At 31.5% G+C, this 23,161-nt stretch carries 22 protein-coding genes; 18 read left to right on the top strand and 4 right to left on the bottom strand.

What is annotated here, in order from left to right:
- Nucleotides 1-75 precede the first annotated feature (75 nt).
- From QWY99_RS08755 to QWY99_RS08740, 4 genes are all read left to right on the top strand, one after another.
- The gene (locus QWY99_RS08755; protein WP_290263827.1) at nucleotides 76-957 is read left to right on the top strand and encodes a diacylglycerol/lipid kinase family protein; all 882 of its coding nucleotides are present in this window, start codon (nucleotides 76-78) and stop codon (nucleotides 955-957) included.
- A gap of 436 nt (nucleotides 958-1,393) precedes the next feature.
- Nucleotides 1,394-1,978, top strand: coding sequence for a DUF6934 family protein (locus QWY99_RS08750; RefSeq protein WP_290263825.1), 585 nt, complete (start codon nucleotides 1,394-1,396; stop codon nucleotides 1,976-1,978).
- 45 nt (nucleotides 1,979-2,023) lie between these two features.
- Nucleotides 2,024-2,227 carry a hypothetical protein gene (locus QWY99_RS08745; RefSeq protein ID WP_290263823.1) on the top strand — a complete coding sequence of 68 codons (204 nt, stop codon included), beginning with the start codon at nucleotides 2,024-2,026 and terminating at the stop codon, nucleotides 2,225-2,227.
- A 554-nt stretch (nucleotides 2,228-2,781) separates the two neighbouring features.
- On the top strand, nucleotides 2,782-3,612 hold the full coding sequence (locus QWY99_RS08740; protein ID WP_290263822.1) for a helix-turn-helix domain-containing protein: 831 nt from the start codon (nucleotides 2,782-2,784) through the stop codon (nucleotides 3,610-3,612).
- A 277-nt stretch (nucleotides 3,613-3,889) separates the two neighbouring features.
- On the opposite strand, the gene QWY99_RS08735 is transcribed toward QWY99_RS08740, so the two are convergent.
- Nucleotides 3,890-4,648, bottom strand: a complete 759-nt coding sequence (locus tag QWY99_RS08735; RefSeq protein WP_290263820.1) for a phosphatase PAP2 family protein — start codon at nucleotides 4,646-4,648, stop codon at nucleotides 3,890-3,892.
- A gap of 273 nt (nucleotides 4,649-4,921) precedes the next feature.
- Between QWY99_RS08735 and QWY99_RS08730 the strand changes: the two genes are divergently transcribed.
- The 6 genes from QWY99_RS08730 to QWY99_RS22265 all read left to right on the top strand — a co-directional run bounded on the left by QWY99_RS08730 (nucleotide 4,922) and on the right by QWY99_RS22265 (nucleotide 9,257).
- Nucleotides 4,922-5,467, top strand: coding sequence for a DUF2199 domain-containing protein (locus QWY99_RS08730; protein ID WP_290263818.1), 546 nt, complete (start codon nucleotides 4,922-4,924; stop codon nucleotides 5,465-5,467).
- A 482-nt stretch (nucleotides 5,468-5,949) separates the two neighbouring features.
- Nucleotides 5,950-6,330, top strand: coding sequence for a hypothetical protein (locus QWY99_RS08725; protein WP_290263816.1), 381 nt, complete (start codon nucleotides 5,950-5,952; stop codon nucleotides 6,328-6,330).
- Nucleotides 6,331-6,383: 53 nt separating this feature from the next.
- On the top strand, nucleotides 6,384-7,403 hold the full coding sequence (locus QWY99_RS08720; protein ID WP_290263815.1) for a TQO small subunit DoxD: 1,020 nt from the start codon (nucleotides 6,384-6,386) through the stop codon (nucleotides 7,401-7,403).
- Nucleotides 7,404-7,562: 159 nt separating this feature from the next.
- Nucleotides 7,563-7,955 carry a VOC family protein gene (locus QWY99_RS08715; protein WP_290263812.1) on the top strand — a complete coding sequence of 131 codons (393 nt, stop codon included), beginning with the start codon at nucleotides 7,563-7,565 and terminating at the stop codon, nucleotides 7,953-7,955.
- Between the two features lie 155 nt (nucleotides 7,956-8,110).
- On the top strand, nucleotides 8,111-8,773 hold the full coding sequence (locus QWY99_RS08710) for a DUF4328 domain-containing protein (RefSeq protein ID WP_290263810.1): 663 nt from the start codon (nucleotides 8,111-8,113) through the stop codon (nucleotides 8,771-8,773).
- A gap of 94 nt (nucleotides 8,774-8,867) precedes the next feature.
- Nucleotides 8,868-9,257, top strand: coding sequence for an RDD family protein (locus tag QWY99_RS22265; RefSeq protein WP_353960573.1), 390 nt, complete (start codon nucleotides 8,868-8,870; stop codon nucleotides 9,255-9,257).
- Nucleotides 9,258-9,317: 60 nt separating this feature from the next.
- Here the strand turns inward: QWY99_RS22265 and QWY99_RS08705 are convergent, their stop codons facing one another.
- Together QWY99_RS08705 and QWY99_RS08700 are read right to left on the bottom strand one after the other, a co-directional pair.
- On the bottom strand, nucleotides 9,318-9,707 hold the full coding sequence (locus QWY99_RS08705) for a DUF1634 domain-containing protein (protein ID WP_290263809.1): 390 nt from the start codon (nucleotides 9,705-9,707) through the stop codon (nucleotides 9,318-9,320).
- Nucleotides 9,708-9,711: 4 nt separating this feature from the next.
- Nucleotides 9,712-10,548, bottom strand: a complete 837-nt coding sequence (locus tag QWY99_RS08700) for a sulfite exporter TauE/SafE family protein (protein WP_290263807.1) — start codon at nucleotides 10,546-10,548, stop codon at nucleotides 9,712-9,714.
- Between the two features lie 336 nt (nucleotides 10,549-10,884).
- On the opposite strand from QWY99_RS08700, the gene QWY99_RS08695 reads away from it, so the two are divergent.
- The 5 genes from QWY99_RS08695 to QWY99_RS08675 all read left to right on the top strand — a co-directional run bounded on the left by QWY99_RS08695 (nucleotide 10,885) and on the right by QWY99_RS08675 (nucleotide 18,582).
- The gene (locus QWY99_RS08695; RefSeq protein WP_290263803.1) at nucleotides 10,885-11,556 is read left to right on the top strand and encodes a response regulator transcription factor; all 672 of its coding nucleotides are present in this window, start codon (nucleotides 10,885-10,887) and stop codon (nucleotides 11,554-11,556) included.
- A gap of 2 nt (nucleotides 11,557-11,558) precedes the next feature.
- Nucleotides 11,559-12,917, top strand: a complete 1,359-nt coding sequence (locus QWY99_RS08690) for a sensor histidine kinase (protein ID WP_290263801.1) — start codon at nucleotides 11,559-11,561, stop codon at nucleotides 12,915-12,917.
- A gap of 96 nt (nucleotides 12,918-13,013) precedes the next feature.
- Nucleotides 13,014-14,300 (top strand): TolC family protein, encoded by a 1,287-nt coding sequence (locus QWY99_RS08685; RefSeq protein ID WP_290263799.1) that lies wholly within the window; start codon nucleotides 13,014-13,016, stop codon nucleotides 14,298-14,300.
- Between the two features lie 51 nt (nucleotides 14,301-14,351).
- Nucleotides 14,352-15,440, top strand: coding sequence for an efflux RND transporter periplasmic adaptor subunit (locus QWY99_RS08680; RefSeq protein ID WP_290263797.1), 1,089 nt, complete (start codon nucleotides 14,352-14,354; stop codon nucleotides 15,438-15,440).
- Between the two features lie 37 nt (nucleotides 15,441-15,477).
- Nucleotides 15,478-18,582, top strand: coding sequence for an efflux RND transporter permease subunit (locus QWY99_RS08675; RefSeq protein WP_290263795.1), 3,105 nt, complete (start codon nucleotides 15,478-15,480; stop codon nucleotides 18,580-18,582).
- A 317-nt stretch (nucleotides 18,583-18,899) separates the two neighbouring features.
- On the opposite strand, the gene QWY99_RS08670 is transcribed toward QWY99_RS08675, so the two are convergent.
- Nucleotides 18,900-19,739, bottom strand: a complete 840-nt coding sequence (locus QWY99_RS08670; RefSeq protein WP_290263792.1) for an AraC family transcriptional regulator — start codon at nucleotides 19,737-19,739, stop codon at nucleotides 18,900-18,902.
- A 101-nt stretch (nucleotides 19,740-19,840) separates the two neighbouring features.
- On the opposite strand from QWY99_RS08670, the gene QWY99_RS08665 reads away from it, so the two are divergent.
- The 3 genes from QWY99_RS08665 to QWY99_RS08655 all read left to right on the top strand — a co-directional run bounded on the left by QWY99_RS08665 (nucleotide 19,841) and on the right by QWY99_RS08655 (nucleotide 23,151).
- A complete protein-coding gene (locus QWY99_RS08665; RefSeq protein WP_290263790.1) occupies nucleotides 19,841-20,773 on the top strand; it encodes a ketopantoate reductase family protein in 933 nt (310 codons plus the stop codon).
- Nucleotides 20,774-21,033: 260 nt separating this feature from the next.
- Nucleotides 21,034-21,627: a TetR/AcrR family transcriptional regulator gene (locus tag QWY99_RS08660; protein WP_290263788.1), complete on the top strand. Its 594-nt coding sequence runs from the start codon at nucleotides 21,034-21,036 to the stop codon at nucleotides 21,625-21,627.
- Nucleotides 21,628-22,008: 381 nt separating this feature from the next.
- Entirely contained in the window at nucleotides 22,009-23,151 is a 1,143-nt protein-coding gene (locus QWY99_RS08655; RefSeq protein ID WP_290263785.1) for an efflux RND transporter periplasmic adaptor subunit, read from the top strand.
- The last annotated feature ends 10 nt before the right edge of the window (nucleotides 23,152-23,161 follow it).

Here is a 23,161-nt window from a genome sequence, read left to right as displayed (position 1 = left end):
TGTGATTATCAAATTGGTATTAAATTGCAATCAACGAGTTACAAATTATACTTTAATAAACAAATTTTTAGAATAATGATATACATCCATTTCATAGTTAACCCGATTTCGGGAAGTGGTAAACATAATATTACAAGTACTTTTTTAACAAACACTTTTCCAAGTTCTGAGTTTAAAATTGAAATAGATTATACTAAACATAAAAAACACGCTATTGAATTGACCAAGACAGCCGTTGCCAATAATCCTGATTACATAGTAGCCTGCGGTGGTGATGGCACTATAAACGAAGTTGCCTCTTGCCTTATTGGTACTTCTATAAAATTAGGAATTATTCCTGTTGGCTCTGGAAATGGTTTGGCTTCGAATTTAAATATTCCTAGAAAATTTGAAAAAGCAGTCGAAGTTATCCGAAAAGGTACTGTTTCTACTATAGATGTCGGTAAAATAAATGATCATTATTTCTTTAGCAATACCGGAATTGGAATCGATGCTTTAATCATAAAAAAATATGAACAATCAGGAAATCGTACGCTTATTGCCTATGTAAAAGCTTCTTTGGCTTCTAGTTTAGAATTTAAAACTCGTGATACTTTATTGTCTTTTAATGATAAAAAGATCAATGCAAAACCGTTTTTGTTATTCATTTCTAATTCTAATGAAATGGGCTACAACATGAGCTTAACACCAAAAGCTAGCCTTAACGATGGTTGGTTGGATTTAATTATTGTTCCTAAATTATCACTTATCAAGAAAATGGCTTTCGGTTATCATGTATTGCGCAATAGTGTTGAGAAATTTAAAAAAGCAGAACATGCTTTAATTCAAAATCTTGATATTGAAGTTCCAGGAGTTACCCAACTGGATGCTCAGATAGATGGAGAATCGCACGTATTGAATACAAATAAAATTAATATATCGATTATTAAAAACGGACTTACAGTTATTACAGACTAAAGAGTTCTTTTTCATTCTTAAAGCAGTATTCAATTATGGGTACTGCTTTATTAATTTTAAGTAACCTGATTATGCAGATATATCGACGTCAACGAGTGAATACTCACAAACTTGTCTTTATGAAGAACGAAGAATCACATCTAGTAGCTCGACAATCTAAGAATACTTTGTGTTAGTTATATTGCGGAGATTCTTCCTTCGTCAGAAAGACAAGTTTGGGTTACACAAATATATCAACCCAACGGTAGCGCGGAAATTCTTTCCGTACCCGCAAAGAGTAGTGCTACTAAAGTAAGATTAATAAAAACTAATGTTATCTAAAGACATTAGCTCACAGATATCAAAACAGACATAACAAATGCATCAATTAAAAACAAGAAAATACTTATAAATAAATAAAATGTAACTATATTTGTAAGTAAATCAAAAATTGATCTTGGATTTTTTAGAAAAAGCATATACTTATAGTTTTGAAGGAATTATTAATGAGGTTTACCAATTTAGGTTCATTAGTTTTGGAATACAGGAAATAACCAAAATTGTTTCTATTTCACCCGTAGAAAAAAGTCTTAACTGGTATAATGTTAGATTCGGGAACTTAGAAAATTCTGCAAATATAATCACAGTTAATGATTTAGCTGAAATAAACAATAACGATTATGATGAAGTTTTGGCAACTGTTTTTATGTGTATTCTTCATTTTTTCAATTCTAATCCTCATTTCACAATTTTATTGTTTGGGAATACTTTGCACAAGCATCGCCTCTACAAACAAAAAATATCTTCAAACATTATTAGTTTAGAAAAATATCTAGATATTTCAGGGGGTAAAATAGAAGAAGTAATAAAGATTATTGAAAAAAAACAGATAATATTTAGAAAAGGAAAAGAATTCGAAAGAACAATTCGAAAAAAAGATTTGACTACGCTTAATAATGGTGTTGTAGTGAAAAGTATTGAAAAATACGATAAAGATAAAACAGCTGATTATCAGTTTATTTTGTTTAATTTGAAAAAATAATCCATAATTAATAGAGTAAGAAAAAAACAGTATATTTGTAATATCATGGAAACAAAACAATTAAGAGATTTGGTAGAGAAGCAAATAGAAAAATCTACAAACTTTTGGGCAGGTCGTCCTAAAATGACCATTCAAGAGTTGGAAGCAGTAGAGAAATTTGCCAAAGAAAAAAATATTTTTTTTGAAAAAGCCTTTGATTCTCAAGAGAAAATTGAAAAAATCGCAATGATGCATAATCGCACATTATAATTTATATGAATAAAAAAAAATAATAACCATCTAGATTATCTAGGTGGTTTTTTTATGTTGTAACGACCTAATTGCGCAAACATATCGGTGCCTGCAAAGAGTAGCGCTACTAAAGTGATATTAATAAAAATCACAATACTATTTCCATTCACTCGCAAACTTACGATTACCCGAGCCAAAGCGAATAGACGAAGTAATCTCCGCAAGATGGCTTACTTAGATTGTCGAGCTACTAGATGCGATTCTTCGTTCCTCAGAAAGACAAGTTTGGGTTAAAAATTCCAAACAAAAAAACACCTATTCTACTTCACAGGTTTTTGTGTGTATTCACAATGCTCTAGTTGAAACGAAAACTCTAGCCCTGATAGTAGCGACATCCTTTTTCTGGCTTCTTTAGACAGAAAAAGATATAGCGGATAGCAGGAAATAGCTACTTATAAAGATTTAATTATTCTTTTTTCTCTAATTTTAAAAACCACAAAAAATCATAGCTCTTTTTGATTATATTTGAACCCCAAATCGATTTAAAAAACAACTATTATTTAATTGTATTTATGGATCTAAAACTTTTTGTTCCTCAAAATAAATTGTTGAAAAATTATATCGATTATTTTTATATTCTTAAAAAATCTGCTGATTCTGAAAATGTTAGTTATTATACATTTCCTTACGTAAATTCTATTGTTTCTATTAATCAATATCCTGAATTTATATTCGAAAACAATAAACTAACTGTTGGTAAGAACCTCGATAATCCTTTGCTTGCTACGTTAATATGTGGGTATACAAAACCCATTGAGATTAATATTCCGGGGTATATTCATGAAATTACGATTAGCTTTAAACCACTAGGAATTAATGCATTTTTAGAAAAAAACTTAAATTTTTATAACGGAAAATCTTTCTCTTATTTTAATCCGTTTAATGATTTTACTGCGTCTATGTCGGAAATCATGAATACTGCACTGGCAGAAGAAAAAATAAGAAAGTTAGAACAATACCTCATCAGTAAATTTAGAGGATTTACTCATCCTTTTTTAGGTTCTATCCTTGCGGATATGCAATATACGGATGGCAATTATACGATTAAGTATCTTGCCGATAAATATAAAATAAGTCGTAAGACTTTGTGTAAACATTTTGATATTCATATTGGAAAAACCCCATCTGAGTTACGCAAAATTATTAGATTTCGTCAAGCAATGCATCAGCAAATTAATGCTCGCAAGAAGAGTAATTTTTCTGACATGACGTATCAACTTGATTTTTTTGATCAATCGCACCTCATCAAAGATTTTAAATCAATAACTGGTTTTACTCCTAAAAATTTCTTTAATAAAATAACTTCCCATGAAAATGGGGTTATAAATTGGTTGTATATATAATTATATTAAGGTTACATTTTTACAATTTTAAACAAATACAACTAGATATTTTTGTTAGATAATTCTCATTATTTATAATAACAATAAGTATGCTTGTAAAATTAATCACACTGATGTTTAAAATTATCCTAAGTCTGATTTAAACAAATTATTAAATCAGATTGTTTCCAAAAACACGCATGCATTTATATCCTCATAATAGACCAGAAACCAGTAGAATGAAAAAATGCAAAAATAGAACCGCGCTATTTTTGCATTATTAATTTAACCTAAATTTCTAGAACATCATTGCAAATCCAAATCCGATTTGCTTGCCATTATAAAATGGGGTTATTACCGATGTTACATTTTTTTCTCGCTCTCCAAATATCTTCTTTGTAACGTAAGGACTTACCCAATAAGCAATTTTCGTACTCATAATTCCGATTCCCGCCCCTGCTGCAACATCTGTAAGCCAATGTCTGTCATTGACCATTCTGAAAACTCCTGTTCCTGTTGCAATGGCATAACCTGCAATACCATACCATATTGATTTGTCTTTGTATTCCTGATACAAGAATTCGGCTCCTGCAAAAGCTGTTGCTGTATGTCCTGAAGGAAATGAGTTTTTTGAACTTCCGTCTGGTCTTTCGACTTTGGTAAGCGATTTTAACCCTAATATCGTAGCGGTCATAATTACGTATGAAGTCCCTAATATTATAGTTCTGTCTTTTAAATTATTCTTTCCTTCTATCCCTAATCCATTTAGAGCGTAAACTGAAGCCGCTGGAGCATATTGCGAGAAATCGTCAATAGTAATCCTCCTATCAATATCCTCTTTTACTTCATCATGAATTTGAGAATTAAAGCCTTTTAAATAATCACTTTCAAGACCTATAAGCCCATATCCAATTAAAACTCCCGGAATGATGAGTTGTTTGTAATTGAACTTCAAATTCTGTACCGTATCAATTTTTACGGCTACCGTATCTTTTACAATATTTTGAGCATTAATAGTACTAACACTCAATAATAAAAACAGGATGGTTTTTAGCATTTTAATAAAAATTAAGGATTAATAATACACGAGTTAACAAATAAACAAGCGTAATTCTTCATCATAATAAATGGTTTGGATTTCTATAATTTGATAGCAAAAAATAATAAAGTTGTATTATACTACAAATTTCATATCCAATTCTGAATAAATTCTGCATTTTGAATAATCTCTAGTTTTATCTGATAGAAATAGCTAACTTGTATTTTTCCAAATGAAGTTACCTACTTAGACTTTTGATAAATACTAATAAAACTAATTCCCCCAAATACATTGAAATTAATTCCATTTTTAAACACAGAAACAAACAAAACAGCCTACAAGTGCAATTGTTGTGATATAATATATAACGCTCTTCCGCTTTGTTTTGGCTCTGATTATCCAGAGTATTATTTTTCAGTCCCTCCCGAAGAGAGAGAAGAAAGAATTGAATTAGAAGAAAGTCTATGCGTTGTTGATAAAAAATACTTCTTCCATCGTGGTCGATTGACAATTCCAATTATTAATCATCATGAAGATTTTGCATTTGATATTTGGACATCTATTAGTCCTGAAAATTTTGAAACCAGAATAGACTTGTGGGAAGATGAAGATCGCACCAAACAAGAACCGTATTTTGGTTGGTTGCAAACAATGGTTCCTAATTATGGTGAAACACTAAGCCTAAAAACAATTGCTATCGAGCAAGGAATTGGATTTATTCCAGAAATTAAATGTATCGAAGAAAATCACCAACTTACTATCGACCAAGAAAACGGAATAACTTATGAAAGAGCGCTAGAAATGGTTGAAAATATTTTGAGAGATTCGCATAAATAGAAAAAATTATGATTTTTAAAAAAGCTAATTTGTTTTTTTAATTGCCACCTGCTTCATCTGAAGGAATAAAAAACACAAAATATAAAGGCTTAGCTAAAATCATTAATTGTTTTCAGAAATACTAGCTCTTTTTTTTAATTGCCTCCTGCTTCATCTGGAGGAATAAAAAACATAAAATTTAAGGGCTTTAGCCAAAATCATTCATTATTTTGGCTAAAGCCTTATTAACTAATAATCCTTTCGACTCCAACTAAAGTTGGAGGCAATTGAACAAATCTATTTCTTATATCAATCTATAGACTCCAGCTGAAGCAGGAGCCTATTGAATAATTGTCTTCCACTATCAATGCCTAGCTTAAGCAGGAGGCAATTGAACAAATCTATTTCTTATATCAATCTATAGCTCAAGCAAGAGCCTACTGAATAAATTTCTTTCCTAATCAATAACACAAAAGCAAAACAATAGTCTATCTTTGGAAAATATGAAAAACAAACGAACTTATACTCAAAAAATGCGACTTGTCCTGATACTACTTGCTGTAGTGTTTGCACTTGCTCCGTGTTCGGTAAAGAGTTCTTTATTTTCTGCATTCGATATTGAGTACTTTCAGACGCTTAATAAGAACCAAACTGCACAAACTGGGACTTCTTATTGCGAAGTACAAGAATCTAGCGTTAATCAATTAGAAAATAGTGTTACAAAACTCAGTAAACAAATTGTTGTTTTACCTGTTTCTATTCCTCAGAATCAAATTTCATTAGCAACTGCATTACATAATACTTCTATTAATGTAAATGTATTAGCTGTAAACAAACCTCCTTTGTATATTTTATATAAACAATTAAAATCCAACTTGGCATAGTTCATCATGTCGCATTTTATTTACTGTAGTTTAAAAAATTAAAATATATACTTATGAAAAACATTCATATGAATCAGCCCTATACTGTGGCTGGTCTTTTTACGCTTTCTATTAGGCTGGTTATTGGTTGGACATACTTTTCGGCTTTTTGGAGAAGACTTATTCTCGAAAACAAATTAATTCAAGATGAGGCAGGATATATTGGTGAAAAATTCAATCATTTCCTTCCGAACGCATTAGGAATTAAACCTATAATCGAATACTTAGTAACTAATCCCGAAGCGCTGTGGTGGTCTATGGTCAGTTTCACCATCATCGAAGCTATTGTAGGTTTACTCATTATGCTTGGGCTCTTTACACGATTGATGAGTTTTGGAGTATTTAGTTTGGCTATGGGAATTTTATTAGGCTCTGGTTGGATTGGGACTACTTGCTTAGATGAATGGCAAATTGGTGTATTGGGTATTGCTTGTGGATTTACCCTATTCTTAAGCGGAAGCGGTTCTTATTCACTCGACAATTACTTCATGAATAAAAACTATGCATTTACTAAAACAAAATGGTTTTCATGGATAGGTTCTGGTCCGTTAAACATTCCTAATCTTAAACCAATTGTTCTAATAGGTTCATTACTGATATTGGCACTTACCTTATTTACCAATCAGTATTTCCATGGTGGTGTATTTGGAAAATTACACAACAAATCGGTAAAGCCTAAAGTAGAAATTAGTGATGCAACTATAAAAAATGATTCGTTACAATTTCAAATATATCGTACTGAAGGCGTAGATGTATATGGATCATTCTTAATCGGAATTCAATTAAAAGACCAACAAGGAAAAATCATTATCGATTTAAAAGGCGAAGATTTAGCTAAGTTTCCAAAGGATGCTATAGCAAACAAATATGTTACTAAAGTAAAACCTGGTAGACATAGTTTGATAATTCCGCTTGGAGCAAAAGCAATTCTTAGTTTTGATTTGACAAATAAGCAACTACAAAAAAACACTAGCTATATTATAACCCTTACCGATATTAGCGGTACAGAATGGACAAGTACTGTTACAAAATAAAGCATAATTAATTTAGGTTTGGTGAGACAGGAGTTTATTTTTAATTGTATTTTCGTACAATTAAAAACATATTATTTCTGTTTCGCCAAGCTTTTTTTAGTTTAAAATATTGATTAAAATTCGAGTAATAATTTTTCTAAAACATTTAATAAAATTCAAATGGTAAAATTCGGCTACACAATCTTATACGTTAGTGATGTAAGTAAATCAATTTCATTTTATGAAGATGCATTTGGCTTTACAAGGAAATTCATAACTCCCGAAAACGATTACGGAGAACTTATTACAGGTGAAACTACAATTGCATTTGCATCAAAAGAACTTGCAAATTCAAACTTAAAAGAAGGTTTTATCGAAAGTGATTTAACCAATAAACCTTTTGCTTCCGAGTTAGGTTTTATAACCGACAATGTAGATGAAGTACTTGTAAAAGCAAAAAAAGCTGGAGCAACTATTTTACAAGAAGCAAAACAAAAACCTTGGGGACAAACTGTTGCCTATATAAGAGATATTGATGGCTTTTTAATTGAGATTTGTACTCCAATGGGTTAATATAATTATCTCTTTTATTCCTCCTTTTAGCAAAGTTAGCTTTGAATAAAAATTATGCTATTAATAAATTTTATTTCTACCAAATTTAAATACGATTTATAGTATAAAATAGAATATATTCGCATTACTAAAAAACCACTAACCAAAATAATATAATGGACGAATTAAGACCTAACGGACAAAGGGCAAAAAATGCAATTCTATTAGTATCAATTGTTTTAGCAATTAATGTTGTTGCATTAATTTCAAACTTCTTACAATACAATTTACTTCATAATGTTGCTAATGGAGGTTTTATAACTCCAGATGAAGCAAATGCAAATGACAGCACGCAACAAATAATTACGATCATTTACGTGATTTTTTTCTTTATATCAGGAGTTACTTTTATACAATGGTTCAGACGAGCTTATTATAATCTTCATCTAAGAGTTGAAAATTTGTCGCATGGAGAAGGATGGGCTGCTGGATCTTGGTTTGTTCCAATTATGTGTCTATACAGACCATTACAAATAATGAAAGAACTATATAATGTTACCGATTTTTACTTATCAAAAAAAGGAATAAAAATTGATGCAAATTTTACAACTAAAGCATTGACTCTATGGTGGACACTTTGGATTGTTAACAACATCTTGGGGCAAGTCATCTATAGATATACTGCTGATGCTACATCTGTAGATCAATTAACGACAAGTACAATTCTGAATATTATTGATAAGATTATTGAAATTCCACTAGCCTTAGTAACTATAAAAGTCATCAAAGACTATTCTAAAATTGAGCCATTATTAATTGAAGCTGATAACATTCAATAAAAAATTCAACTGGAACCTGCTTTGGTCGAAGCAAATTAAATAGTATTTAATAATAAATGTAAACTCAAAGAATTTAGCTAACTGAAATTAATACATGGCCGAAAAGTACCCTACTATCCTAGAGAGAACTAAATCTACATTTATAGATACCCTATTACTTATAGCTTGTATGTATCTTTTTACTGATATACTTACTAATTTTAGTAATGTGCCTAATTGGGTTAAAATTATATTGTTTGCATCATTGCTCATGTATGAGCCAATCTGCACAGCATTTGGCGCCACAATAGGAAATCATAAAAATAGAATCAGAGTCAGAAAAATATCAGATACTTCAAAGCGTCTGAATATATTTCAATCAACAATCAGGTATTTTTTTAAGATTATTTTGGGCTGGATTTCATTTATTGGCATACTAATGAACTCAAAAAATCGCGCAATACACGATTTACTTTCAGGAAGTGTAATGATAAAAGTTGATTAGGACACTCTTATTTCAAGTTACAAAATAGACTCAAGATCTTTTTTCATTAGGTTTATCTCATCAATGAGAAAAACCTAATGAAACACTTACCAGAATAATAAAAATTACAATTAGAGTAATTACTACATACATATAATCTTTCTCTAGTAAAAAAGAAAACAACGACAATATTACACGTAATACAGGTGTAAGAAACAGTAATATCACACCAAAAAATATGATTGATTCCCCATTTCCTTTAATAACTCCGTTACAAATAGCTGTTATTACTTCGAATATGTTTCTATCGTTTTCTTTAAATACCGAATAATCTTCGATATCGCCACCATGATTCATCAAATAAATAATTCCGCCAATGAAAGCTACAGATAATGAAATCCATACTCCGTAGCGCAATAAATTCCCTATAATAGATTGAAAATCTTTTTCTCCAAATTTTTCGTGTGTCATATTCTTAGATTTTTCCATTAAGTCCATTATAAATCATGTTGATTGCAAGTACAAAAATAAGACAGGCAAAAAAGATTCGAAGCTTTTTAGGATTTGTTTTAACTAATAATTTTGCTCCTGCCATCGCACCAAATAAAACACCAATAACTACGGGCATACATATTCCTGGCTCGATATATCCTTTCTGAATATAAATTACAGAACTTGCCATTGCTGTAACTCCCATCATAAAATTACTAGTTGTGGTAGAAACCTTAAACGGAATTCGCATGATATTATCCATTGCAATTACTTTAAAAGCTCCAGAACCTATTCCTAGTAATCCAGACATCATTCCTGCAACTCCCATCATACTAAAACCACCTACAACATTTTTTGTTCCATAACTCACTACTTCACCATCATGAGTAGGATAAGTTCCTTCCAATTTAAGTTTTTTGGCCAATGGACTTGACTCTAAAACAATATGTTCTTCTTTTTTTCGTAATGAATTAATAGCTGAAAAAATTAATGTGAGTCCGAATAAAACAGCTATAAAAGACGTTGGTGCAATTGTAGAAAGTAATGCCCCACCAACAGCGCCGATAGTAGTGGCTATCTCAAGAAAAATTCCCAAACGCATATTGGTAATTCCTTCTTTTACATATGCTGCAGCTGAGCCTGATGAAGTCGCAATAACTGATACTAAGGCTGCTCCAATTGCATAATGAATATCAACTCCTAGAACAACGGTTAATAAAGGTATAATGATTATTCCGCCTCCTAAACCTGATAATGAACCTATGAAACCGGCTAAAAAAGCACCAAAAAGCATAATTAAAGTAAATGTAAGTACTGTCATTCGAATGTATTTATATCGCCGCTAATTTACGAATTGATATTAATTTTTCAATAAATGTCTTTCACAACAAAATATTAAAAAAAACTCATCGTGATTATAACCTTAAATATTAATAGTACATTCCCACAATTAAGTAGTATTTTTGAGAATCTTTATAAACAGTTTTTTTAATTTAAAAAACGTTTATATCTGTGTTTTCGCCTTAGCGAATACGCATCGTCAGTGTACCATTATTAAGCAATCATTACAATTTGTATAATTTTGTAGGTACTGTTTACTAATAACACCTCATCAGAATACTATTAAAAACAACTATTATAACATTAGATTTTAAGTATGAATGTTTTACTCATTGAGGACGATAAACGCATAAGCGAATTTATTGTAAAAGGTTTAGAAGAAAACAATTTTACAGTGCATTTGGCCGAAACTGGTGAGATTGCCAGAGACTTACTTCAAGAAAACACTTGGGATATTATCCTAATGGATATTATGCTTCCTGGTATTGATGGCATTCAATTAACGAAACTAATGCGTTTCAAAAAAATTCACACTCCAATATTAATGCTTAGTGCACTTAGTAATACTGATGATAAGGTAAATGCTCTAGATTCTGGAGCCGATGATTATCTAGTGAAGCCGTTTCATTTTCAGGAATTAATTTCTAGAGTTAACGCACTAACCCGAAGGACTAAATTTAATTATAACAAAGTCGAAACACTATATACCTGCGGGAGCTTAACCATAAACCCCGAAGAACACAAAGTTACCGAGAACAACTCCCCTATTGATTTATCACCAAGAGAGTATAAACTCCTATTGTTTTTACTTGAAAATAGAAACAAAGTCATGTCTAGAACTCAAATCTTAAATGCCGTTTGGGGAATTAATTATGATAACAACACCAATGTAGTCGATGTTTACATTTCTTACTTAAGAAACAAAATTGAACAAAACCATAAATTTATCCATACTATAAAAGGAACTGGATATATGATCAAAGAATAGCCATGAAAATACGCAACAGATTTACATTAATATCATCCTTTACTTTTAGCATTGTATTTATAATTGCTTCGATTATAACCTACTTATCATTTTACAGCTATTCAGAAAAGATAATGTACAATGAACTTCAAAAAACGTGTTTGCTTACTGGAATATTCTATTTAGAGAAAGATGAATTACCCGAAAATCAACATTTAATCATTGGGCAACAATTCAAAGAAAACTCTCAAGAGATTGTAACTCGTGTTTATAACAAGCAAAACGAAATTGTCTATGGCGAAAAAGAAAGTGATAAAAATATAACTCCCGAAAGACTAGACTATATCCGAAAATATAGAAAATTAAGTTTTAAATCAAAACATCATTTTTATTTTGGAAGTTATTACCATGACAACCAAGGAGACTTTGTGGTTTTTGTTAAAAAAAATGATGTCGAATTTAAAACGATTACTAATCGATTACTAATAATCATGGTACTAGTTCTAATTATTGGGCTTATAATAATATATCTGGTTAGTCGAAAATTATCGAACCTTGCTTATAGTCCAATAAAGAATATCGTAAATCAGGTAAACGAAATAGAAGCTTCATCATTAGATAGACAAATTATTTCTCCAGATACAAAAGACGAAATTCAAGAACTTATAGAAACCTACAATAATTTGTTTAAGCGTTTATCTGATACATTTGTGATTCAAAAAAACTTTATAAATTATGTTTCTCATGAATTTAAAACACCTTTAACAGCCATATCAGGAAATCTAGAGGTATTTGCTCAAAAGGAAAGAACCAGTGTTGAGTATAAAGAGATGTCTGAAAAAGTATTAGAAAACGTGTATCAAATAGAAGATACCCTAAATACACTTATGATGCTTTCTGGACTTAGAGATAATACCGAACTTAATGAAGTTTTTAGAGTAGATGAATTGGTATGGGATATTAACGACCAATTGCCTGCTGTACACAAATTAAAAGACGCTCAAATACAAATTGCAATAGAAATCACTAATGACAAACTACTTTCGATAAAAGGAAATAGCAATGAAATTAAAATTGCATTGTATAATATCATAGAGAATGCCGTTAAATATTCAAATGGCAATCCTATAAAAATAAGCCTGTTACAACAAGACAATCAATTAAAAATTGTAATCGAAGACCACGGAACTGGTATCAGTGAAAACGACTTAAAATTTATCAAACAAACCTTTTACAGGGGCAAAAATGTAAATGAAATTAAAGGGAGCGGTGTAGGATTATCTTTAGCTAACATTATCTTCAAACAAAATAATATTCATTTTACAATTGTATCTAAAAAAGACGAAGGTACTACGGTAACCTTACTATTTCCGGCACTCTAATCGTTTTCTAATGTTGCTCTAATCTTCTTATAATATACATCAAATTATCATTTAATATACCGCAAGTAGCTTTGCACCATATTAAAACAACATAATTTGAAACGTATAATCTTAACCCTACTCGTTATTGTATCACACAAAGCTGTGGCACAAATCAATACAAAAAACGATACAATTGTTCTTTCTCGAACACAGGCCGAGGCTTTGTTTCTAGATAAGAATCTTTCTCTTATTTCCGAAAAGCTAAACATCGATATTGCTGATGCACAAGTTATTCAGGCAAAATTATGGCCAAATCCAACGCTTACTGTTTCAGAGATAAATCTTTGGAGTAATGCTACAGCACAAAAATTACCTCCTTTATGGGGAAATTTTGGTACTACATCTCAAGTTAATGCCGAGCTGGAGCAACTTATCCAAACTGCTGGAAAAAGAAAAAAGATGATTGCCATGGAAAAAGTAGGCGTAGATATTGCCAAAGAATACTTTAAAACTTTTTTACGCAATCTGAAAATTGAGTTTAGAGGAAATCTAACTGAACTACAATTTGTTCAAGCTCAAGAAGCCGTTTACCAAAAACAACTTGCTTCGATGCAAACATTACTCAAAGCCTATAGCAATCAAGTTACACAGGGAAATATTGGTAAAGGAGAATACATTAGATTAAAGGCATCTGAATTACAATTCTTAAAAGAAATCACCGACCTAAAAAAGGAAAACAATTCATTACAAAAAGAATTAAAAGTCCTAATGAACCTTCCTGCAACGAGCTACATTAAGCTTACTAATGATGGTTTTGTTCCTGATAATAAAAACATTGATAACATAAACTTAGGTAATCTTATGGCATCGGCTGTAGAAAACAGACCTGATATGAAAGTCCTTAAACTAGGAAATGAATATAATACAAAAAAATACAAATACGAAAAAGCAATGCGAACTCCTGATGTTACTCTTGGGGTTAGTTATGATCGTGGTGCTAGTTTAATGAACGATTTCGTTGGTGTAGGTTTTGCTATGGATCTTCCATTTTTTAATAGAAACCAAGGAAATATTAAAGCTGCAAAAATTGCTATCGATCAAGGTAAATTACTAACCGAAGAAAAAGCAATTAGCGTACAAGCTGAAGTATTACAAGCCTATGAAGATTTAATCGTTACCAAAAAACTATACGAAAGTGTTGAATCTAATTATGAAGGCGATTTGGATAAACTTTTAGAAAGCTATCGTAAAAACTTCATGCAAAGAAATACCAGTATATTAGAATATCTTGATTTTGTAGAGGCCTATATAGAAAACAAATCAATACTGCTAAATTCTAAAAAAGACCTTAATAAAAACCTTGAAGAACTAAGTTACATCGCTGGTCAGGAAATTAACTAATTATCCTAATCTCGAAAACTGTGCTAATTATCTAAAATAATAACAAACATAATGAAGAAACATATTTTACTTCCTATCCTTGGGCTAATGCTCGTTTCCGGATGTGGCAAAAAAGAAGAAATTAAAGATACAAAAGACGAGAAATTCTGTATCGATAAAGACCTAAAAGAAAAAATCATTATCGAGTCTGCACAAAAGCGTGCGGTTAGTGAATCTATTAATCTTACGGGAAACATTACTTATAATAACGATCATGTAGTTCAATTTAATAGCCTTGTAGAAGGAATTATAACCAAAACTACTTTTTCATTGGGTGATTATGTAAAAAAGGGACAAGTGCTAGCTGAAATAAAAAGTACTGAACTCAACAGTATGCAATCAGAAAGTAAATCAATACAGTCCCAATTAGCTGTTGCTAAGCGTCAGTTGCAGGCTACGAAATCAATGTTCGATGATGGAATTGCTTCACAAAAAGATCTTATGCAAGCACAAAGTGAATTGGATGTCTTAAAATCTTCACTTGAAAACGTAAAAGCAAACTTAGCCATGTTTAGCGCTAGTAGCGAAAGAGCTGTTTTCCAGATAAAAGCACCTACTGAGGGCTATGTTGTAGCTAAAAACATTAGTCCCGGAATGCAAATTACTAGTGGCAGCGAACCGCTATTTACAATTTCTGATTTAAAAGAAATATGGGTATTGGTTAATGTTTATACCAGTAATCTAAAAAACGTTACAGAGAACATGCTTGTAGATGTTACAACACCTGCTTATCCCGGAGAAATATTTAAAGGAAAAATAACCATGCTTTCTAAAGTTTTTGATGCCGAAGAACATGTGCTTAAAGCTAGAATTGTAATGGAAAACAAAAATCTAAAGTTAAAACCTGGAATGACTGCAGATATCATTATTGACAAACGCTTAGGAGATGAAATGCTTGTTGCTATTCCAGCAAAAGCATCCATTTTTGACAATAATCGTAATTATATCTTAATCTATAAAGACGATTGCACTATTGAAACCAGAGAGATAACACCAATTATAAAAAACAATAACTGGATTTATTTTGATAAAGGAGTTAAAGAAGGTGAAAAGGTTATTACTCAAAATCACTTGTTGATTCACGAAAGATTAAAAAACTAAGTATCCTCCATAAAAACGGATAAACACAATACAAGACATGAAAAAATTTGTACAAGGTTTAGTAGCATTCTCGTTAAAAAACTCACTTATAGTTTTTTTCCTGACAGCAGTGTTACTAGTAGCCGGAATAGTAAGCTATATCAATACGCCTATAGAAGCTTTTCCCGACGTAACCAATACCCGAGCAAGGATAATTACACAATGGCCAGGTAGAAGTGCTGAAGAAGTTGAAAAATTTATCACACTGCCAATATCCAAACAAATGAATACAATACCTAAAAAAGCAGAAGTACGTTCTATTTCGCTTTTTGGATTATCAGTAGTAACCGTATTATTTGATGAAGATGTTGATGATTTTTATGCACAGCAATATGCATCCAATCGTCTTAACGGTTTGGATTTACCAGAAGGAGCCGATGTAGATATTGAACCACCATCCGGAGCAACTGGCGAAATTTTTAGATATATCATAAAAAGTGATTTACCTATTAAAGAAGTAAAAGCTATTCAAGATTGGGTAATCGAGAAAGAACTAGTTTCTGTTCCCGGAGTTGCCGATGTAGTTAGCTTTGGTGGTGAAGAAAAAATATTTGAAATAAAAATTAACCCTACTCAATTAGAAAATTACAATCTATCAGCTCTCGATGTTTACGAAGCTGTATCAAAAAGTAATATAAATGTAGGTGGAGATGTAATACAACGTGGTGATCAAGCTTATGTAGTAAGAGGTGTTGGTCTTATCAATAAAATAGAAGACATTGGTAACATCCTTATAGAAACCAAAGGAGCAGCACCAATATTAGTAAAACACGTAGCCGAAGTAACTATATCTGCTAAACCAAGACTGGGACAAGTAGGTTTAGATGGTGAAGACGATGTTGTGGAAGGTATTGTAATTATGCTTCGTGGTGAAAACCCGGGTGAGGTTATTAAGAAACTTAAAGATCGTTTAAACGAACTTAACGAACGCGTACTACCTGATAATGTAAAAATAGTGCCGTTTATTGACCGTACCGAATTAGTTAACACAACCGTAAAAACAGTTACAAAAAACCTTGTTGAAGGTATTTTACTTGTATCCCTAATTGTATTTATTTTCCTTTACAATTGGCGAACTTCTTTAATTGTAGCTTCTGTTATTCCGCTTTCATTCTTGTTTGCAATTATCATGTTGCGAATTCAAGGATTACCAGCCAATTTAATCTCTATGGGAGCTTTAGATTTTGGACTACTACTCGAAGGAACACTGGTCATAGTCGAACAGGTCTTTGTTTCACTCGAAAAGAAAGCCCATAAAGTAGGTATGGAACGTTTTAACAGCATGAGTAAAATGGGGCTAATCAAAAAAAGTGTGGGTAGTGTAGCTACGTATATCTTCTTTGCTCTAATTATCTTAATTGTTGCACTGCTTCCTATATTCTCTTTCACGAAAGTAGAAGGAAAAATGTTCTCTCCCCTAGCCTATACATTAAGTTATGCGCTATTAGGATCACTAATTTTGTCACTTACCTACGTACCCGCAATGTGTAAAGTAATGTTGACCAAAAATATTGTCGAAAAAGAAAATATGATTTCACGTTTCTTTAGAGAAAATCTATTTAAACTGTTTAAATGGAGTACGCGTCATCGTAAAGCAACTTTATACGGCTTTATAGCTTTACTTGCTTTATGCTGTGGGAAATTTGCTTTTTATGGTTCCGAATTTATTCCGAAACTAAACGAAGGGGCAATTTATATAAGAGCCACTTTACCAAACAGCATCAATTTGGATGAAGCCGTTAGACTTACCAAAGAAATGAAAGGGAAAATAAGGAAATTTGAAGAAGTCAAATTCATTCTTACACAAACAGGAAGACCGAATGATGGAACGGATCCAACAGGTTTTTTCAATATTGAATTGCATATTGAATTACTACATCAAGATGAATGGAAACGTAAAATTAGTAAAGACGATTTAATCGCCGAGATTAAAAAAGAGTTGGATGTTTATCCCGGAATTAATTTTGGATTTAGTCAGCCTATTCAAGATAATGTTGAAGAATATGTTGCAGGAGTAAAAAGTCCGCTTGTAATTAAAATTTTCGGTAATGACTTATTCCAACTTGAAGAAATGGCCGCAAAAGTAGCTAAATCTATCAAAGATGTTAGAGGAATCGAAGACATAAACGTATACAAAAACATTGGTTTACCTGAATTGAGAATCCACCTTCATGATGAAAAAATGGCGCGTTATGCAATTACAACTGCCGATGCTCAAGCCGTTATCCGAATGACTATTGGTGGGCAAGCCGCAACGAAGTTTTATGATGACGAAAAGATTTTTGATATTAGCTTACGTTTCGAAAAAGAATATCGTGACTCTAAAGAAAAAATTGAAGATATCCTTATTCCAACTATGAACGGGAAAAAGGTGCCTTTAAAAGAAATCGCTACCGTAGAATATAAAACTGGTCCAACGTTTATATATCGTGAAGGAAATAGCAGATATATTGCTGTAGGTTTTAGTATCGAAGGTCGTGATTTAGGAAGTACAATCGATGAAGCTCAGAAAAAAGTAGCTGCCGAAGTAAAACTTCCTAAAGAGAATATAATGAAATGGGCTGGAGAATTTGAAAGTAAAGAAAGAGCTTCTAAACAATTAGCTCTTATTGTTCCTGTAGTATTAATACTGATTTTATGTCTGTTGTATTTTAACTTTGGAAATTTCAAAGACACTCTTGTAGCTATAAGTGCAATGCCATATGCCTTCATTGGTGGGTTCTTATCTTTATGGATAACTGGAACTGTATTCGGAATATCTGCTGGAATTGGTTTTATCATTCTCTTTGGTGTTAGTGCAATTGATAGTATTGTCCTCATCGGAATAATAAAAGAAAACATGAGAGCCAATATGCATCTAAAAGACGCTATCTCAAATGGTATTTACAGCCGAATTCGTCCTATTGTTATGATTGCTCTTATGGGTTCACTTGGATTATTACCTGCTGCATTGTCTACAGGAATGGGATCTGAGGTACAAAAACCATTAGCAATTATGATTGTAGGAGGATTAATAGCTTGTATGATATTATCATTAACTGTATTACCACAAGTGTTTTATCTGGTATATCGTAAAAAAGATACTAGCAACACCGATTCATAATTAGAATTAATTTAATTTCAAAAACACCTTTAAGCAATATGTTTAAAGGTGTTTTTTTTGTTTTTAGAATTTTGGAGGCTCTAGAGATTGTCTAAAATGGAACGCAGATGATGCAGATTTTATTTATTGCTTTTAAAATCCTTTATAATCCGCGTCATCCGCGTTCCTTCAAGTTTTCACGTTTTCACATTTTACGTTTTACGTTTTACGTTTTACGTTTTACGTTTTACGTTTTACGTTTTACGTTTTACGTTTTACGTTTTACGTTTTACGTTTTACGTTTTACGTTTTCACATAAGACGCACTAAAGTGCGTCTCTACGAGGGAACAATCAATGATTTTTTAAATTCTGATGGTGACATACCCGTGCTTCGCATTATAAATTTATTAAAATGACTGCTGTCGATGAAACTCAAATCGTTACTTATTTCTGAAAACGTCAAATTACTTTTACTCAACTTTTCAGTTACAACCTTTAACTTTGTTTGCTTGATGTAATCTCGTAAGGTGATATTTAAATGTGCTTTAAAATACTCCCCAATGTAATTTATAGAAACATTAAAATAGCTTGCCATTTCTTTTTTCTTAAGCAAATGCGGATTGGCAATATTCAACCGGATGTAGCTTAAGATAGTATCAATCTTTAAAACCTCAGTCAATTTTATATTAAAATCATTTTCATTGATTCCTGCATTCCTCCTGATTATCTGAATAAGCGACATCATCAAGCTCTTAATTATAATTTCGTTTTGTTCTTTCTGATTGGCAACCTCATCTAATATTTTAGAAATAACCAACTGGCAAAAAACTTTGTCATCTTCCTGTAAGATCAAATTTCCATTGAGTTGATTGTGGTAATAAAACAATTTTTCGATTTCTTCAATCTCCTTTTTATTCGAAAAAAAATTAGGCAAGAACCGTAAACAATGAAACTTTGTAGGCTCAAGTGTTTTAAAAGAATGGTAGTCTTTTGGCGTAAGCAAATAAATATCATGTTGCTTATAATTATGATGAATCGAATTTAACATGTGATTGCCTGTACCGTATTCGATATAAAGCAACTCGAAAAAATTATGTCTATGCACCTCTTTTTTCCAAGTTAATTCTTCAACCGAATAAATTTCAAAGTCTTTATATATAAAAAATGTATTATTCATAATCCTTAAATTATACAAATATAACCTATATTTTTACATCAATTAATGAATACGAACCTATTTACTTTGCATCTATAACTAAAAACCTTAAATAGTAAAAGATGAACTCAGATACAATAAAAATAGGAATTCTTGGAATTGGTGGAATCGGTGGATTTGTTGGTGCACCGTTAGCAAAGAAATACAAATCAAGTGCAACCAAGATTATATTTATTTGCAGAGGCGAAACGAAGAAATCCATACAAAACGAAGGTTTATTTTTTGAATCAAAAGGTACAACAGAAACGGTATTCCCTGATTTAGTATCTGATAATCCAGCAGAAATCGGAATCTTAGATGTGTTACTAATTACTAGCAAATCTTATTCGGTAAGTGAAATAATAAATACCTATAAAGATTGTATTAGCGCTGATACCATTATAATTACTTTGCAGAATGTAGTCAATGCCAAAGAGATAATTCGTGAGGCATTACCTGAATTAGGACAAATTATGGAAGGTTGCATTTATGTTGCTTCTAATGTAAAAAAACCAGGAACAGTTCAGCATGTTGGTGGGCCAGGAAAGATTTTTGTAGGTGGAGAAAAAGTGAATAAATGGGTAATTATCTTATTGACCGAAGGAGGTTTAGATATAACTTATGTTCCTAATATAAATCAAATACTTTGGAAGAAATACCTATTTGTTGCACCAGTTGCTGGGATAACATCGGCTTATAAAGTTACTTTCGGACAGCTTTTGGAAGATGCGAACCTAATGCATATTCTCGAAAATATGATGAAAGAAATTCAATCGCTTGCCAGCAAAAGCAATATAATTTTGACTGATGAAGACATTGAAACGGCAAAGGATTTATTGACCAAGTTTCCATTTGAATCCAAATCATCTTTGCAATTAGACTTTGAAAACAACAATCAAACTGAAAAGCAATTCTTAGTAGATTATGTTATTGAAAACAGTCATAAAAATGGCTTAAAAACTCCTTTTTATGATAGCATCAATGATAAAATTGCTACACAAAGTTACTCGAGCTAATTAAAATATTAAAGTAATTTCTTCAAGGCTTCATGAAATCCTTGAAGAAATTAAAATTAAAAACACATTTTTTTTATAAAATCTGTTACACTTAAAATTGTTCTAAGCTCCTACTATTCCAGTCTTTTTGCAACAAATAACCGATTCATTAAAAAATTCTAATGGAACAATAAGAAAAAACTATGAAAGTTTTATTTTGTAGTTATAAAAATTGCCATACATTTGCCTAACGGTGTTAAACAATTTAATACTCTATCAAAATGGCAAGCAAAGATCGAATTTTAAGACAAAAAGAAGAGACCAGAAAAAACATTCTGGACGCTGCCTGTACTATTGTAAAAGAAGATGGATGGCAAGGTCTTAGTATGCGAAAAATTGCAGATAAGATTGAATATACTGCTCCAATCATTTATGAATACTTCTCAAATAAAGAAGCAATTTTACAAGAACTAACTGGTAGAGGTTTCTCAAAATTAACAGTCGAGCTAGAAAAAGCAAGAGACAAATTTGACAATCCAGAAGAGCAACTAGAAGCTATGTGGATGGCATATTGGGATTTTGCATTCACAAGTACTGATATGTATCAACTAATGTTTGGAGTACAAATGACTTGCTGTAATGAGCGATGTTCAGCTTCTGAAGCACCATACAAACTATTCGTTGCCGTTATTTCAGAAATAATGAAAGATAGCAAACCATCTGAAGATGTGATAAAACAAAAATATTTTACATTCTTTTCAGTTATACACGGTTTAATTTCTATCAATATCATCAACAAAAGTGAAGTATTAGAAACTATTAACACACAAATTTTAAAAGACGCCATTGGTGGAATTATAAAATCGATCCGTTAAAAAAAATTTAATCCTCACTTAACACTGGTAAGTAATTTAATGTTGTAATTTTGAACCGAATTTTGCCTTCATCAAAGAGTCAGAATTTTTTTTACCTCTCCTACTTAACACTGATAAATAATTTAATACGGTTTCTAAATCAAATTGTTATTACCAAAAAGGATTTAGATTTTTTTTCAAACCTCACTTAACAGTGATAAATAATTTAATACCGATTATAATTTACTTATAATCTTAGAAAGAATAATTATATGAATTTTTACACCTAATTACTTAACACTGTTAAATAAAAGAACATTATTAAACATGAATCAAATTAATACAAACACCTCTCCAAAAATAATTAACTCAAATGTTCAACAAATTAAAATCAATTCTAAAATGAAAAAAATATTCATAACCAGTATCCTACTTGCTCTAGTTGTAATGGGATGCGCAGATAAGGCTCAAGCGCCAGCTCCTGCAGCCCCTTTATTACCAGTACTTGCAATAAAAAACACAAATGCAACAACAGATTCAGAATATCCTGCTTCAATACAAGGAACAATAGATGTTGAAATTCGCCCACAAGTAGGTGGTAATCTAGACCGAGTTTTAGTCGATGAAGGTGCTTATGTTTCAAAAGGACAATCCCTGTTTAAAATAAACGATCGTCCATTTCGTGAGCAACTGAACAATGCACTTGCAAACCTTCACGCAGCAGAAGCGACATTAATCAACACCCAATTAGAAATTGACAAACTAACTCCTCTGGTACAAAACAAAGTAGTTTCAGATTATCAATTAAAAACCGCAAAAGCTTCCCACAGAGTCGCAGTTGCAAATATTGAGCAAGCTAAAGCAATGGTAGAATCAGCAAAAATTAATTTAAGCTATACTACAATTACAGCTCCTGTAAACGGATATATCGGAAGACTTCCAAAAAAACAAGGAAGTTTAGTATCGGCATCTGATGTTGAACCACTAACAAAACTATCAGATGTACATCAAGTGTATGCGTATTTCTCATTAGGAGAAACTGATTTCATCAATTTCAAAACTCAATATTCAGGAAATACAATAGGGGATAAAATCAAAAACTTACCTCCTGTTTCTCTAATTCTAGCCGATGGTAATGCATATGCACAACTTGGAAAAATAGACATGGTCGATGGACAATTCGATAAAAACACCGGAGCAATAACACTTAGAGCAACTTTCCCAAATTCAAATGGAACATTACGCTCAGGAAATACAGGTAAAATCCGTTTAGGGATTCAGCATGACGATGCTATTTTGATTCCACAATCGGCAACTATCGAAATGCAAGACAAAGTATTTGTTTATACACTAAATAAAGACAATAAAGTAAACAAAATGCCAATCACAATAATGGGCAAAATGGGAACAGATTATCTTATTAAAGATGGTGTAAAAACGGGAGATCAAATTGTATTAAGCGGAATCGACAAACTTCAGGAAGGACAAGTAATTCAGCCAGAGAAATCGACTGCTAAAGTTGCCCAAGTAATTAACAAAAAATAATTTAACGAAA

The sequence above is a fragment of the Flavobacterium branchiarum genome (assembly GCF_030409845.1).
GTDB classification, from domain to species: domain Bacteria; phylum Bacteroidota; class Bacteroidia; order Flavobacteriales; family Flavobacteriaceae; genus Flavobacterium; species Flavobacterium branchiarum.
Note: the sequence above shows the minus strand (reverse complement) of the source record. Positions and strands in the feature narration are given on the sequence as shown.